The 13,421-nt window shown below is 43.8% G+C and carries 14 protein-coding genes; 10 read left to right on the forward strand and 4 right to left on the reverse strand.

Going from position 1 to position 13,421, the window contains the following annotated elements; all coding sequences use genetic code 11:
• Both AAGA18_15090 and AAGA18_15095 read left to right on the forward strand, forming a co-directional pair.
• A partial coding sequence (locus AAGA18_15090) for a pentapeptide repeat-containing protein (GenBank protein ID MEM9446666.1) occupies positions 1–726 on the forward strand: 726 nt, incomplete at its 5' end.
• A 28-nt stretch (positions 727–754) separates the two neighbouring features.
• Positions 755–1,507, forward strand: a complete 753-nt coding sequence (locus AAGA18_15095; protein MEM9446667.1) for a S8 family serine peptidase — start codon at positions 755–757, stop codon at positions 1,505–1,507.
• Here the strand turns inward: AAGA18_15095 and AAGA18_15100 are convergent.
• Complete coding sequence (locus AAGA18_15100; protein ID MEM9446668.1) at positions 1,495–2,553, reverse strand: hypothetical protein; 1,059 nt, start codon at positions 2,551–2,553, stop codon at positions 1,495–1,497. The genes AAGA18_15095 and AAGA18_15100 overlap by 13 nt on opposite strands.
• A 333-nt stretch (positions 2,554–2,886) precedes the next feature.
• Here AAGA18_15100 and AAGA18_15105 point away from each other — a divergent pair, with 333 nt between their 5' ends.
• Together AAGA18_15105 and AAGA18_15110 are read left to right on the forward strand one after the other, a co-directional pair.
• Positions 2,887–3,546: a helix-turn-helix transcriptional regulator gene (locus AAGA18_15105; GenBank protein MEM9446669.1), complete on the forward strand. Its 660-nt coding sequence runs from the start codon at positions 2,887–2,889 to the stop codon at positions 3,544–3,546.
• Between the two features lie 397 nt (positions 3,547–3,943).
• Positions 3,944–4,855 carry a hypothetical protein gene (locus tag AAGA18_15110; protein MEM9446670.1) on the forward strand — a complete coding sequence of 304 codons (912 nt, stop codon included), beginning with the start codon at positions 3,944–3,946 and terminating at the stop codon, positions 4,853–4,855.
• 526 nt (positions 4,856–5,381) lie between these two features.
• Here the strand turns inward: AAGA18_15110 and AAGA18_15115 are convergent.
• Both AAGA18_15115 and AAGA18_15120 read right to left on the reverse strand, forming a co-directional pair.
• Positions 5,382–5,630, reverse strand: a complete 249-nt coding sequence (locus tag AAGA18_15115) for a DUF2442 domain-containing protein (GenBank protein ID MEM9446671.1) — start codon at positions 5,628–5,630, stop codon at positions 5,382–5,384.
• A gap of 6 nt (positions 5,631–5,636) precedes the next feature.
• Positions 5,637–5,897: a DUF4160 domain-containing protein gene (locus AAGA18_15120; GenBank protein ID MEM9446672.1), complete on the reverse strand. Its 261-nt coding sequence runs from the start codon at positions 5,895–5,897 to the stop codon at positions 5,637–5,639.
• A gap of 135 nt (positions 5,898–6,032) precedes the next feature.
• Here AAGA18_15120 and mobF point away from each other — a divergent pair, with 135 nt between their 5' ends.
• The 3 genes from mobF to AAGA18_15135 are packed head-to-tail and all read left to right on the forward strand — an operon-like array spanning position 6,033 to position 8,155.
• The gene (gene mobF / locus AAGA18_15125) at positions 6,033–7,664 is read left to right on the forward strand and encodes a MobF family relaxase (protein MEM9446673.1); all 1,632 of its coding nucleotides are present in this window, start codon (positions 6,033–6,035) and stop codon (positions 7,662–7,664) included.
• Between the two features lie 40 nt (positions 7,665–7,704).
• Positions 7,705–7,920 (forward strand): hypothetical protein, encoded by a 216-nt coding sequence (locus tag AAGA18_15130; GenBank protein ID MEM9446674.1) that lies wholly within the window; start codon positions 7,705–7,707, stop codon positions 7,918–7,920.
• A complete protein-coding gene (locus AAGA18_15135; GenBank protein MEM9446675.1) occupies positions 7,910–8,155 on the forward strand; it encodes a DUF2442 domain-containing protein in 246 nt (81 codons plus the stop codon). The genes AAGA18_15130 and AAGA18_15135 overlap by 11 nt, the downstream gene beginning before the upstream one ends.
• On the opposite strand, the gene AAGA18_15140 is transcribed toward AAGA18_15135, so the two are convergent.
• The gene (locus tag AAGA18_15140) at positions 8,152–11,199 is read right to left on the reverse strand and encodes an NB-ARC domain-containing protein (GenBank protein MEM9446676.1); all 3,048 of its coding nucleotides are present in this window, start codon (positions 11,197–11,199) and stop codon (positions 8,152–8,154) included. The two genes, AAGA18_15135 and AAGA18_15140, sit on opposite strands and share 4 nt — an antisense overlap.
• A 72-nt stretch (positions 11,200–11,271) precedes the next feature.
• Between AAGA18_15140 and AAGA18_15145 the strand changes: the two genes are divergently transcribed.
• From AAGA18_15145 to AAGA18_15155, 3 genes are all read left to right on the forward strand, one after another.
• Positions 11,272–11,775: a hypothetical protein gene (locus AAGA18_15145; GenBank protein MEM9446677.1), complete on the forward strand. Its 504-nt coding sequence runs from the start codon at positions 11,272–11,274 to the stop codon at positions 11,773–11,775.
• Between the two features lie 244 nt (positions 11,776–12,019).
• Positions 12,020–13,042 carry a hypothetical protein gene (locus AAGA18_15150; protein ID MEM9446678.1) on the forward strand — a complete coding sequence of 341 codons (1,023 nt, stop codon included), beginning with the start codon at positions 12,020–12,022 and terminating at the stop codon, positions 13,040–13,042.
• On the forward strand, positions 13,026–13,421 hold a 396-nt coding region (locus AAGA18_15155), incomplete at its 3' end, for a hypothetical protein (protein ID MEM9446679.1). The genes AAGA18_15150 and AAGA18_15155, both read left to right, overlap by 17 nt.

Below are 13,421 nucleotides of genomic sequence, written 5' to 3' on the forward strand. Positions count from 1 at the left end.
CCTGAAGACGAGGATCTATTGGAAGTAGCCTTAGATATTATTAGAGCTAGAACTCTAGCAATATTGAGACAGTTTAATGATGATCTGGTCCGAAAGAGTAGTGTTATCAGCTTTTTAGCAGAAGCAGAGATAGTTAGTAAGTTACAACTCAATCTTAAAGATGCTCAACTTGATGGCGTTGAGCTTACTGAGATTTCTCTCCAGAAAGCCCAGCTTGAAGCAGTGAGTTTCAAGAATGCTCACCTTGAAAAGGCTCACTTTGAAGGGGCTAACTTAAGAAAAGCTCAATTTGAAAGAGCAAATCTTAAGGATGCATATTTTCAAGATGCCCATCTTAATGGAGCAAATTTTAGATTTGCAAATCTTGAAGATGCTCACCTATATAATGCGAGGCTTGAAGGGGCTCATCTTGAGGGTGCAAACCTTACGAATGCTCGTCTTAAAGAAGCTACTTTTGATTATTCGGATCTCAAGGGAGCAAATCTGCAAGAAGTACATCTTCAAGGAGCCCATCTTAAAGATGTAAATCTTGAAAATGCAAATCTTCGAGGCGCTAATCTTCAGGATGCAGATTTAGACCGAGTGAATCTTAAGAACATTCAGTTTGACGATAAAACAGTTTGGCCAGATAAGAGCAAAATGGCTACAGCAAACAATATTTCAGATGACTTAAAAGTTCGGCTCGATCTTATTGATAGCTCCTTGTCAAAAGATCTAACTGTTTAGGAAGTGCGGAATTCCTATTCTAAAAACAATGACTCTTTCAAGCGATATCAATCGGACTAAGTTACTTGCTCATTTAAGAGAATTTGGTAAGGGCAATACTGATGATCGACTTCTAATTTGGAAGTCATCCTGGGAGGATTCAAAGGGAAAAGGTGTCCGTATTGCGTTGTTAGATGGTGGCTATAAATGGAATCATCCAGTTTTTTCTGGGATAGACATTATTGCAAAAGATTTGACAGGTGGCGGGAGCTTAGCAGACAGTACGGGCCATGGTTCCCAGATGCTATCCCTCTTAGTCGGTCGTTTTGGCTTAGTTCCAGATGCTAAGATCTTCTTAGGAAAGGTTCTAAAGTCGTCATCAGTTAGTAACGTTGAGCGTTATATCACCCATGGCATTTATTGGGCCATTAAGCAGCAAGTGGATATCTTAGCGTTGCCCCTGGGCCGGACTCGCCCATCTCGTCTAATCGAAGCTGCGGTACAGTCCGCTGCCAAAGATGGTATTCAAGTATTCGCGGCGGCCGGAAATCTGGGACCGAGCCAGTTACTGTTTCCAGCAAGCCTTCCTGGTATTAGGTCAGTAACAGGTGCTGATATGTCTGGGACGATTCTAGCGGAGTGTTCGCAGGGTGTAGGAGTGGATTGTATTGCATTGGGTCAAGTTCCTTCCATTACTGCTGCTTCAGGAGGGGCATTAACTCAAGGTTCTTCCCCAGCAACGGTAATAGCAGCCGCCACTTCAGCTTTAGAAATGGCAGCTGCTATTAGCTATTCTTCATAGGTGAAGGTAGAAAGAATTTCCTCGCTATTGATCGCAAGAAATGTATCTAAGTGAATAGAAAGCCAACTGAGAGCTGTTGCACTGCCTAAAGATGTTGTTGCAAAGCCAATAGCTTTTGCCAGGGCTCCCAACCGGGGGTGAATTGTCATGCTGTATATTTCACTTAGCTCAGGATAATCATTATGGATAAGCTGTAAGGTCTTTTTTGTCTCTTCTATTAATGCGAGAATATTATCTCTCGTCCATAGACCACGTTGTATTTGCCAGCTACGAATGTAGGCAATGTAGCAATCTTGGTCATTTTCAGCTGCAATTTTGATTGGGTCTTTGTCTGTAGAGGAAAACTGACTAAGATGAAGACTTTCAGCAGGGTCTAAACAAAATTGACGTTCTGATTCGGGATCAACTGGCATAATCGTTAAGAAGCCAATGGCTTCTTTGTCTGATGCACGTCTAATGACTCGCATTCCTTTTGGGTAACGCTTAGACCAATTTCGTAAACCACGCCTGATATTGAACTCTAGTTCAGCCTCGGAGACGTTTGGATTAATGCTGTACAGTTCTTTCAATGCTTTCGTGACAGGTAGTATATCCCTGCGGCGATCAAACTCATCGGCATAAACTGTATCTTCTGGATCTATATTCGGTAGCTCGAATTCGCTTGGTATATTTAGCGTGATTTCTGTTTTAGTACCTTCAAATCGTTGGTATTGAATCAATTTATCTCTCTTATCATCTGCAAATTTTTTAAGCATAAGCCCCGCAGCACGAGGTGTTCCACCGTCTTCCTTTTCGGCGTAGAACAGCTTACATGCATCATCCTGAGAAAAAGGAAAAGGGAAGTTATAGAGATTATTATCTAACGTTTGAATGGGCTCATAGGGAGGTCCTTTTCGTTTGAGGTAGGCGTATCCCCACAATTTAACGAAATATTTGGCTTGAATAGGGCTTAGGTTTCGTTGTCCAGTAATGTGCCGAGCATAGCGTTTTTGGCGATCAGGCGGAAACCATATTGCGACTTCTTCAGGGGTGAGCACACCAATCATAGTGACGAATTCTCCACGGAATCGAAATAAGGGGATTTATCTAAAAGTTCATACCACTTCATACTAGATCACTCTAGATCTATTCGCTACTAACTAATAGTAGTAGTACACCTCATTTTTACAGGCAGATTGGATGCCTGTAAAAAGCTTCAAACCTTTATTTTTCAGTTCTTATAGATGAGGGTGTCCACCTTTAAGAACGGCATATATCTTATTAATCGTAATGAGTCGGACCAAAGGAAATTGATTGTTTGCTCTTGGTTTGCGCTGATTTGAAACGTTCAGCATCCCAACTCATTGCATGTACTGTTTAATAATCAGGGATTTATTACCGTGCAAATAGCTATCGCTAGTCGATCTGACCCGGCAAATTCATTACCGGATACAGTCTTCTACAATGATGATTCACAGGATTCCGCATCCTTATCAGATTTTCCTAATACTCAGGATTATCTGGCAGCTTTTAAGATGTTTCTGGGGCACTTGCAGCCTTCTCAAGGCTTCCTTTTACTTGATAAGTCAGGTCAGCTTATTCAGAGTACCGCTAAAGCTCGACAGCTCTGTCTATTGCTACAAGCGGAGAGGCAGTCAGCTAGTCAGCAATCCATTTCATTGCCTTATCAGGTTATAAAGCTTTATGAGCTTCTAATGGATAGCCGTATTGAGTTTCCAGGACAGCCGTTGCAGATGTTTGAAAAAGTTATGCTGGATAACGGTGTCCAAATTTCTATCAATGCTGAATGGGTTTATCTGGGGGATAACCTTTCGCACTGTCTTTTGGTGAAGCTTGAAAACGTTAGCCAAACCATGAATCAGCGGGCATTGTGTGATGCGTGCCGATACAACTTTACTCCGCGTGAAATTGAAGTCTGGGCGCTTTGCCTTCAGGGGCTATCCCGTAGTCAAATTAGTCAGCGGCTTTTCATAACTATGAACACCGTTGTCAAGCACATGAAGAGTATTCGTGGTAAGCGTGGCAGTACTATCATCTGATAGGGGGCTGTAAGTTAGTGGTGGTTGTACTACTTAGTGTGACCACCGCTAGTTTGTCAGAATACTTTCGTGAATATAGTCCAATTGCGTAAGTGTCTTAGCAAGAAGTGATTAATTTTGCTCGTCACTTTACAGTGATTATCGCAAGGGGATAGTTATTTGAAGTATGTTTTTATACTTCAAATTTAAGGGCTCAAGATAAATAACTGAAGTCTTTTGATTAGACCTTAGAGTACCCTTCATGGGGGACTGTGTATCAAAGAGTAAATTGACTAGGATATTAAGTGTCCAACTTACGAAGAGTGACTTGGATGTAAGGTTCTCTCATCCATCATTCTCATGAAATTCAGTTTTGACTAATTTTTTAGTCATATCCTATTGGTGAGGAAAACGATCAATGTCTAAAGTAATTATTGCAGTCCATGGGCGTGACATTAAGCCTAAAGAGGATTTGTATAAGGATATTTGGAAGAAAGCAATTAATGAGGGATTGTCCAAGCAGTATGGTTATGAGTTAGGTAATGATATTGCTTTTGAGATGGCGTATTATTCTGATATTGCTTTTGAAGAGGCAAGTAATGACCTGACATATCAGCCTGCTAAAGATGGATCTATTAGAAGATATGAGGAAGCAAAAATAAACTTTCTCCATAGAATTGGGGAGGATTCATTTGATGTACTCATTGAGAAAACTAGACATGCCGTTTCTGATGATGTCGCAGCATTTTTAGAGAAAAAAGGGGGATGGCTGCTTTATCAAGCCTTAGATTTCTTCCTTTTCAAGCGAGAGGGAGGAATTCTTGACGGAGCTTTTAATACAGGAATGAAAGATTTGAGTGATTATTTCTCAGATCCAAAGCGTAAATCAAAGGTAATGCAAACTCTCAAGGATGATCTTATTGCACATCGGGATAAAGAGATATTTTTAGTATCTCACTCAATGGGCTCTATTATCGCATATGAAGTTTTGCGTGAGATAGGTCGAGATGAAACACTGCCACCTATAAAGGTAGAGCATTTAGTTACTTTGGGCTCTCCACTGGGTTATTTGTTTATTAAGAGCAAGCTCTTACAATCTAATCACGGCAAGCTAAGAACTCCTTCTTGTGTAAATAATTGGCAGAATTTCTCAGATCCTCGTGATCCTGTATGTTTCGACGTCAATTTATCAAACGACTATAGTCCAAACAGTAGCAATGTTGCTGTAAAAGATGTTCTCATTGCCAGTGACAAAAATGATGATCCTCATCATATTCTTGGTTATTTGAGAGCACCTGAATTCAGTCAGTATTTGCATAGCTTTTTGTAAAGCTTTTGGGCAAAGAATGGCGAATGCTATTCCGTATTCCTCCTTCTTTGCCTAAGCAAAGTTCTATCAAACCTAGCGGTTTAATTGACCATGCCTAATAGTCCACATAGAAGAAGATTGGGTTCTTCCCATTCTAATCAGTATGTAGTAAGAAGATCTACAACTAACCATAATGATCGTGCATGGCGTTGGGGGCGATTGAATCGTTTTAATTCAATACCAAAGCCACTAGTATCATCAGAACCAAAAGAGCCAAGGCCACTAGCACGATCCAACTTTTCTGAAAGTGCTAATACCAGTTCTAGTTCTCCAAATTATTTAGCTATTTGTCTTGGGTGTATTTTGTTTCTGTCGTCTATAGTTTATTTAGGGTTTTACATAACGACCCTAATTTCTCCTCCAGTTGAACAACCTATTCGTACAGAGAGTAATCTCTAGTTTGTCGATTTCTACAGGAGCTAAAAAAGTGAGTAGTATTTGATGCTGGGGTAGTTGATTAGACTAAGTTGAATAAACTCTCGAAACTTTACGGTTGTCGAGAGTTTTTAACCTCTTTATAGAGAAACTCAGGGGCAAAATCAGCACCATTAGGCCAGCCTATGGACGATCCGACGATTTGAAGTTGCTGGAAATATTTTGGATCTTTGAGCGGGATAAAAATTTCCCCATATAGTAGTGGTTCTAGGTCGATTTCCCCTGTTGTCCCATCAAGGAACGTAAGGTGAATAGTGTATTTTTCTTTTATTTTTACCTCAATGACTTTCCAGTTATGCATTTGTGACTAAGTTAGCGGTTCTATCCTGTGTAACTGTTTACGGTTAGCGGCTCTTTCCCAGTTTTGCCGTAATTCTTCTCTGTGCTCCATCGCCCATTCCATGACAAGATTTTTTGCTCTTCTTGGGAAGTTACCTTCCATGATTTCAAGGGTATTTATATTTACTAAAATCTCATTCGAGCCATATTCCGCATGAAAGTGCGGTGGCGAATGATCATTAAAGTACATGTAAATCACAATCCCTAAGAACCTGCATATCTCAGGCATACCAGACCTTTGTAAATATATTATCGGTTATTTTCGTCTGAGGGAATCAATAAAACATTAGAATCATTGCTGCAACTGGTCTGTAATCTCAGTGCAATGGTGATGCAACAGTTTTTTCTGTGTCACCATGGGTGAATGGTTGCAACTCTTTCGCGTTTAACTAGAGGCCATGCCCACTACTACACAGGGGGCACAAATATCATCGATGAGCCAGAGCATGAACAGGCTCAGCCGATGACTCGTTTTGCTGGCTCCGGGGCTCAGTACCTCGGTATTGATGAGGATAGGGTAACGGCTGACGATCCACGGGTGAAGAAACTCTTTGAAGGAATGAGTCCCGATGGTGAGTATCAGCTTCGGCGGATGCAGGATCGGCAGCGGACGAACCATAAAACCGGGGAAAAGGAGACGTTAAAGGCCCGTCCTGCCTATGACCATGTGCTCAATGCCCCCAAGAGCTTCTCCCTGGCCTACGCCTTTGGTACTGATGAGCAGCGGGCGGAACTGCTTATCTGCCATCAACGGGCCACCCAGGACGTTATGGACTACCTTTCAGAACGTGCTACTACTCGCACTGGGGCAGCGGGTAAAAATCAGGAGCCGGTGCAGCCAGTATTTCTTATTGCAGATCACGATACCAATAGGGCTAATGAGCCCCACCTCCATGCTCATCTAGTGCAGTTCAACTTTGGGCTCCGTGAAAACGGTAAGTGGGGGGCACTGGATGCAACGCATAATTTTCATGATCACCATAGGATAGGGGGGATATACCTTGGTTCTCTCGAACGTGAGTTACATGATCGGAACGTTCAAACCCGTGAGGTTGAGCTACGGCATGGGAAATCCTTTGAGTTGGTAGCCGTTGATAAAGAGCTTGTAGACGAATTTTCCACTAGATCAAAACAGTCGAAGGCCCACCTAAAGGAGCAGCAGATTGAACCTACGGGAAAGGCGATGCATATCGCTGTACTGGATACCCGTGAGGTAAAGCGTCCACCGGTGGATAAGGGCCAGCTTCAGACAGAGTGGCAGCAACGAGCAGATAAAGCCGGTGGCTATTCCCCAGGTGATTTAGAGATGCAGATAACCCCATCACGGGAACAGGCCCCACCCAAGGGGCAACGGGGACACCTGGTGGACCTTAAGCCGGTTCGTTACTCGGTGGAAACGGCTACGCAAGCAGACATGAATAGAGCTGCAACTCAGATGAAATTAGAGGCAATGAAGAATGCTGCTAAGGAGCGGGCTAAAGCAGTATTGGATCAAGCCGTGGCAGCACGTCAGAAAGTGCATGAGCTTCGGCAGTCGCTACACTCAAAGCAGTTGCAACGCTTTCGTGCAGTAATGAGGGCTTCAAATCCAGAGGTTAAAAGAGAGTTGGTGAAAGACTCCATTGGGCGTAAATCCCTAGAAGATAGAAGGGCTGACAGGATTGCAAAGGAAGCCATTGCTGATAGGGTCCAGGGGAAGGAGAAGCCCCGTGAAACCATGGCAGGTGAGGTCAGCAGAGGGGAGCGGGCAGTAAGAACAACAGAGGTAGGAAACGTTGTTGCTGATGAGTTTCTAAAGGTGAAATATGGGAACCCGAAAGCGCAATACAGGAGAGTGGATCGCTCTCTGCTCGGCAGTAGTGAGAAGCAAAAAGCAGTAGTGAAGATGAAAGGCTCTGAAGTGCTTCGAGCGGTGGATAAAAAGTCTGCTGACTCTCAAGAGGTTCGAGAAAAGAAGGGCTATACACAGGTGAAGGGGGTTGCTCAGGGAAGATAGAGAGATTGATTGATAGGCTTATTCATGTGAATTTATTCTCATGAAAATCATAAAAACAAAAGCTACAGTCAATGCGGATGGGCAACTAGAAGTGAACGTGAAAACGTCCTTAACTGCCGGTGTTTTTGATGTTGAAATAGCGGTGCCATCTTTGCAGACTAAGAAGAATAATTACGACTTTTCAGACTTAGTTGGTCGGCTCAAATGGAGCGGGGATCCTGTGGCTGAGCAGAGAAGGATTAGAGATGAATGGTAGTAACTGTAATCAAGCTATCAACGTATCCTTCACTGAATCAAAGTTAGTCGTGTATCTGGTTGATGGTCGTGAGCTGCATGTTCCCCTCTGTTGGTTTCCCCGTCTAAATTCGGCTACAAAGGAGCAGCAAAATCAATGGAGATTGATAGGGAATGGTCTTGGTATTCACTGGGAATCTGCTGATGAAGATATCAGCGTTTCTGGCTTATTACGTGGTGAGAGAGCCCCGGATTAAGGCTCTACTTTTTCTGGAAATCCATCCATATTATTTTTAGGGGTCATTCCCTGTTTTTTCATCCATTCTTCTAGCTGGTAAAGCTGCCTTATCCCTTCTAGAACCTTGTGGTACTCGGTCATATTGTCCTCAAATCCAAGGAGAATTATTTTATCTCCAGCGGTCTTATGATGGACTTTTTTTAGGATTCGTTCAGCATGATGGTGTTTTGCTTGTACGAGGTAAGATTCAGCGAGTCCAATGATGCAACGGTTCACAATATCTGGGCCTATCCAGGGGGTTTTTTCTGAAACTTCAACTACCTCAAGATAGGTTTCTACTGCATTCTCATCATCTTGTATTCCGAAGTAGGTCATTGCTAAATGGCCTAGTAGCTGAGTAACTACCTGGTGATAGTCTCCATAAACGCTCTTATATAGCTTGAGGGCAATTTTGAACGATAGGATCGTCTTTTCCCAATCCTGGGCAAGGTGATAGATGATACCAAGGCTATAGAAGCAGGATGCAAATTCTTCCGCCTTTGATGCTTGGGGAAAGTGTTTGATTAACTGTATAGCTTTTATCCTCATGCGCTCAGCATCAGCAAACAGTGATAGGGAGAGGTAAGTGGTAGATATTTTTCCTATGCAGAGATACTTAAAGTAATTTGTATTAGCGTTTTCTTCAGGCTGTTGATTGATTATTTCTAGGCTTCTCTTAAGAATTAGCAGGGCTTTTTTGAAGCGTTCTTGAGATATATATATATCGGCTAAAAGTACGAATGTCTTAGTAAGGATTAGTGCATTAACGCCAAACGTAACTTTTTGTATTTCTAGAGATTCTAAAAGACATGCCTCTGCCCGTTTGAGCATTTCGGCCTTATTCACAAGATTCCTTTTGGTATAACTTTCCCCGATAAAGTAGAGCGTTTCTGCAACCTTTATATGGTCTTCTCCATACTCTTTTTTATGAATAAGTAGAGCGGTTTCAAAGTATTGATTAACCTTATTGTTATAGAGAGATAGTTCAGTTCTTACCCGTTCCCCCTTGATGAGGAATTCATAGAACTGTGCTGCTGCTGTGTAAAATATCCCCCTATTTTCAGCACTGGTTGAGGCAATCTTGAATTTAGTTTCCTCAAGAATTCTTATTGCGGGGTCTGTCCCGAATGTTCTTGCATAGAAGTAGGAAAGGGAAATAACAAGCGCTACGTTTTCCCCTTCAAGTAATGCCGTTCGATTGTATCCAACTCCTAGAACACTTGCCCTTCTTGCGTATTTGGTTATCTCCTCTTTCGGGGTTCCCTCTCTGATGTTTGGAACAGTTTCTAATGTTTCTCTTATTGCCTCATTCTCGACAAAGAAAAGCCATTGCTCTGCATCTGCTCTGGTGGTTTCACTGCGGATGAATTCACCAATGAGTTGATGATAGGTGTATGCCTTAGTGCCTTCTTCTACAAAGGTTCTTGTTATGAGGCTCTGTAGGGTTAATGCTCCCTCTGCGGTCTCCTGATTAACGGGGCTTAAATGCTCATATCCGAGTGCTTCATATCCTTTGCTGAGCGCTGCCGTTACAGCCTCCCAGTCAACAAAGGACGATGAAAAAAGCGGGATAATCTTTGCAACTTGCTGTATTGCTTCTGGGAGCCAGTTCCAAGTTAATTGGAAGATTGCCCGTAAGCCTTTCTGAGCATCGGTAAGTTCTGCAATATCTTCTAGAGCTGCATCCCCGATATAGGTCTTACTGCCTGGGGTCCATTCCTGGCGAATCCTCCATAATCGTTCTTGAGTGTCTATCAGTGGGTCATGCGCTTTCACATTGAGATAGCTCCCAAGCAGTAACACCGCAAGCGGAAGCCTATCTGTAGTTTCTGCTCCAAGGAGAGACACGGCTACATCTGCCTCTTTTTCGATTCGCTCTGCTCCAACTATCGCTTTTAACTGAGTGAGTGCATCGTCAACACTAGGGAGCTTTAGCGGGTAGGTATCAATCAGTGTGCCAAACTCCATCATTCTGCTTGTGCAGAGCATGAAAATCTGTTTCTGGTCATAGGGGGGAGAGGGGAGAAAGGGTTTGAATTGACCGGCAGATTTCATATCGTCAAATATGAATAGAGTGGGGATGTCTGGGAGCTGCCTCCAGACCTCCCGCATCCTGGTTCTTGCATCGGTAATCTTTGGGTTAACGGTAATGCCGAGGATGGGGCCAAAGTCTTCAACGATGCTGTGAACTCTAGAGTTTAGCTCCAGGTCTCTCGCTTCTTGGTCTAGGTCATACTCTCCACTGTAGGCAGGTACCCAACAGATTCCCCCTGGGTAGTGCTCCGCGTAAGTCAGTAGGTATTCTCTGGCTAGGGTCGATTTACCGATACCACCCATGCCGGTGATCGCAAGTGGCTTTCTACTGCTGGTTACGTGCTGGTGGATTGCCTCAAGGTCATTGGTCCGAACTACCCCAACAAAGGAACCTTCTGGAGCAGCGGGAAACCCATTGGACATCTCTAGCGGGCTTCTTACCTCCGGGGGCTCCTCCTTCTTCGCTGGTGCTGTATTCTCGGGAACGAGCGGGTTACTTCCTGTGCGTAATACCTCCTCAAAGTGGGCAAGGCATTCTTTAGTCTTCTCAGAAGGAAAAGGGCCAAGACAGAAGATGAGGTTATTGGTCCTTGGTCCTCCACCTCCTTTGCTTGATCCGCTAAGGGAATCTCTTTGTGCTTCTTCGATAGTGACTAGTTGGAGCTTTTCTAGGTACCTAATCGCTTGCGAGTAGCGAGGGGACTTATAAAGCCAGATGATTTCATCACTACTAAAATCGTTCGTTGAGTATTTTGGGAGAGATTTTAAGTAGGTTCCAAAATTATTGATTTTGATTGTCTCTATTTCAAAAACTCTATTGTTTTTATCCCAGATAATGTCAAAATCACCACACTTATCAATGAGTTTTTCATTTTGTGTTTGTTGGATACTTCCATCATGGTTTTTCCACAATAGACATACCGCTTCAATAATGAGCCGTGGGACGACTATTCTTTCAGGTCTTCCGGTTCCCCTTTGCGGATTTGGCATCATTACTATCTTAGAGACTGAAAATATTGTAATTCATGAGGTTAGAAAGCCTAGTTTTTTAAGGGATTATGAATGATTGGTGCTGTATCAAAACTGGAACAAAATGATGGAAGCGTTCAAGGCTCTGTAAGTGCTGATGGGCTGATACCTAGTGGCCAAAGAATAGAGCAGGGAACCGTAGTTAGTACCGATATTCCAAGGCTTGAGGGCAAAGAATTAATGGAAGCAGTAAATGGAGTTATTCGTGGCTCTATTTTGGCGGAGGATTTTAAGGAAGCTGCTCAAGTTGCACCGTTTGAAGCGATGTATCGCATTGGTTTAGAGCATCCTGAATTAGTTCATGCTGGGAATCTTCAAAAGCTATACGAAAACCCGATGATGATGCATGGTGCTGGTGTTGCTTTTCTTGATCTAGATTCGCCGGAACTAAAAAGAAAATATGCAGCACATGCAATAGAGGTTTTTGGAAGGAATAGTCCAGAAGGAATAGCTGCTATAGAGCGCAGTCATGGGCATTTAACAGATGAATTTATGAAAGAACATAATATTCCTATTGATGTCTTGAACCTTTCATAGTGAGGGCTACTCCTTCGTCTCTGCTGACTTCAATTTGTCTGAAATATTACCTCTCTAGAAAATGAGTGGTGCTTTCTCTATAATCCTTATTTTATAAGGGTTCTATTGAGTGGTGCAGAGTGGTGCAGCTTTGCAATCCTGCTGCACTGCTCCCTATTCTGATACTCACAGGTGAACGGAAGGGCGCACATTAAAAATCCCTTCATCAGTCCTGAGCAACTGTCGTGCAGGGAGGGTTCCTCCAGTGGGTAAACCGCAAGCCATCGCAATAACTACCACGCAAGTGCTTGTAGCCGGATGGTTTGCCCACTGGCAAACCTTTACGCTTTCCCGTTCGCCTTTTCTAGCCTTTATTGTCGCTGTTGTCGGCCTCGTCCTTGGTAGCATCCCTGCTAAGGGTGTGATCGCCCATGAAAAGGCACTTATAAAGCTGGAACGTCACTTTCACCACTTTCGAGAAATCCTACCTTTTGAACAGTACCGAGCATTTCTACCCCTGTATGAGTTGGCGACATTGTGGACGCTGGCGCTTATAGGAGGAAATATTCTGATTTACTTCTACCTCTACCAGTTATTCCCACTGGTTACACCGCTGACCTTGTACGGGTGGGACAAGGTAGTGATTACGGTCTATACCCTGATCGGGGGCTCAGTTTTGGCCTTTATTTACACCCTGGTGCTGAATTGGCTTCTTACCGATAAATCGGTACAAGAGTTTGAGGAAAAGGGAGATCTACAAGTTTTCTCAACCATTGATAATGAACTAAAGCATGAAGATCAAACCCTTACCCCACCGAAACGAGCATTTGAACGGCTCCCAAGTGCTCTATTGCTGGCGTTGTCTGTGCCTGTTGGGTTCTACCTCCATCACGGCTATGGGGCATCCCTGGCGCTGATAGCGGTACATGCTCTGGTGGGCTTAAAAACCTGGTTCAATAGATCGCTATTCTACGGGGCTGCATCGGCAGTGGTGCTGATAGCTGCCCTGGTCCTGGTCCACCCTGCGTCACTATTGCCCCAGGTGCTGTACCTGCTGTCGGTGGTCTTGGTGTCGAGCATAGCTGCCAGTGCTCACGAGAATGCACGGAGGATACTGCCTCTCTACTGGCGAGTTGTCCGAGCCATTCTTTGGGGTATGGCATCCCTGGTCTGGGGTTCGTTTGGATACGTATTTCCGGTCCTGGTCTGTGTTCTCTTCTCCTTTGGGAATCTCATTTCATTCTCAACGCTCATTGCTCGGAGGTTGCACCATGAACCCGTTACTTAGTCTGATGCCGTGGGCCATCGGTTTCTATGGTGCCCTGATGCTCTCCTATGAGCTATTTGGATCACATTTGGTAAGTTATGCCCTGGCTGCATTCTCGGTCTACTACTCAAAGCCAGTGGCAGGAATGGGGATAGAGCGGTATTCAAGGATTTTGAAGGCTCGGCAAAAGTTCTATTTTTTCGCTGATAAGATAGTCGTCCTTGGTTCCCCAGTTGAGACGATTGAATATGCCTTTATCCTTTCGGTACTGCTTGCCGGTGGGGGAGTGCTGATAGTGTTTGGAGTCTATGCGGTGCTTCCGGTTGCAGGGGGCATGTATCGGTTTCTGCTGGTGGTGGCGATTGCTCCCCCTTTGGCGCTGCTCTACAGAGGGTTATTA

Source organism: Verrucomicrobiota bacterium (assembly GCA_039192515.1).
GTDB lineage: Bacteria > Verrucomicrobiota > Verrucomicrobiia > Methylacidiphilales > JBCCWR01 > JBCCWR01.

Excerpts from the sequence above, each read along its gene's own strand:
- AAGA18_15115 (MEM9446671.1), bottom strand. The coding sequence starts at position 5,630 with ATGCATAACTGGAAAGTCATTGAGGTAAAAATAAAAGAAAAATACACT.
- AAGA18_15120 (MEM9446672.1), bottom strand. The coding sequence starts at position 5,897 with ATGCCTGAGATATGCAGGTTCTTAGGGATTGTGATTTACATGTACTTT.
- AAGA18_15095 (MEM9446667.1), top strand. The coding sequence starts at position 755 with ATGACTCTTTCAAGCGATATCAATCGGACTAAGTTACTTGCTCATTTA.
- AAGA18_15145 (MEM9446677.1), top strand. The coding sequence starts at position 11,272 with ATGATTGGTGCTGTATCAAAACTGGAACAAAATGATGGAAGCGTTCAA.
- AAGA18_15140 (MEM9446676.1), bottom strand. The coding sequence starts at position 11,199 with ATGCCAAATCCGCAAAGGGGAACCGGAAGACCTGAAAGAATAGTCGTC.
- AAGA18_15135 (MEM9446675.1), top strand. The coding sequence starts at position 7,910 with ATGAATGGTAGTAACTGTAATCAAGCTATCAACGTATCCTTCACTGAA.
- AAGA18_15130 (MEM9446674.1), top strand. The coding sequence starts at position 7,705 with ATGAAAATCATAAAAACAAAAGCTACAGTCAATGCGGATGGGCAACTA.
- AAGA18_15100 (MEM9446668.1), bottom strand. The coding sequence starts at position 2,553 with ATGATTGGTGTGCTCACCCCTGAAGAAGTCGCAATATGGTTTCCGCCT.
- AAGA18_15110 (MEM9446670.1), top strand. The coding sequence starts at position 3,944 with ATGTCTAAAGTAATTATTGCAGTCCATGGGCGTGACATTAAGCCTAAA.
- mobF (MEM9446673.1), top strand. The coding sequence starts at position 6,033 with ATGGTTGCAACTCTTTCGCGTTTAACTAGAGGCCATGCCCACTACTAC.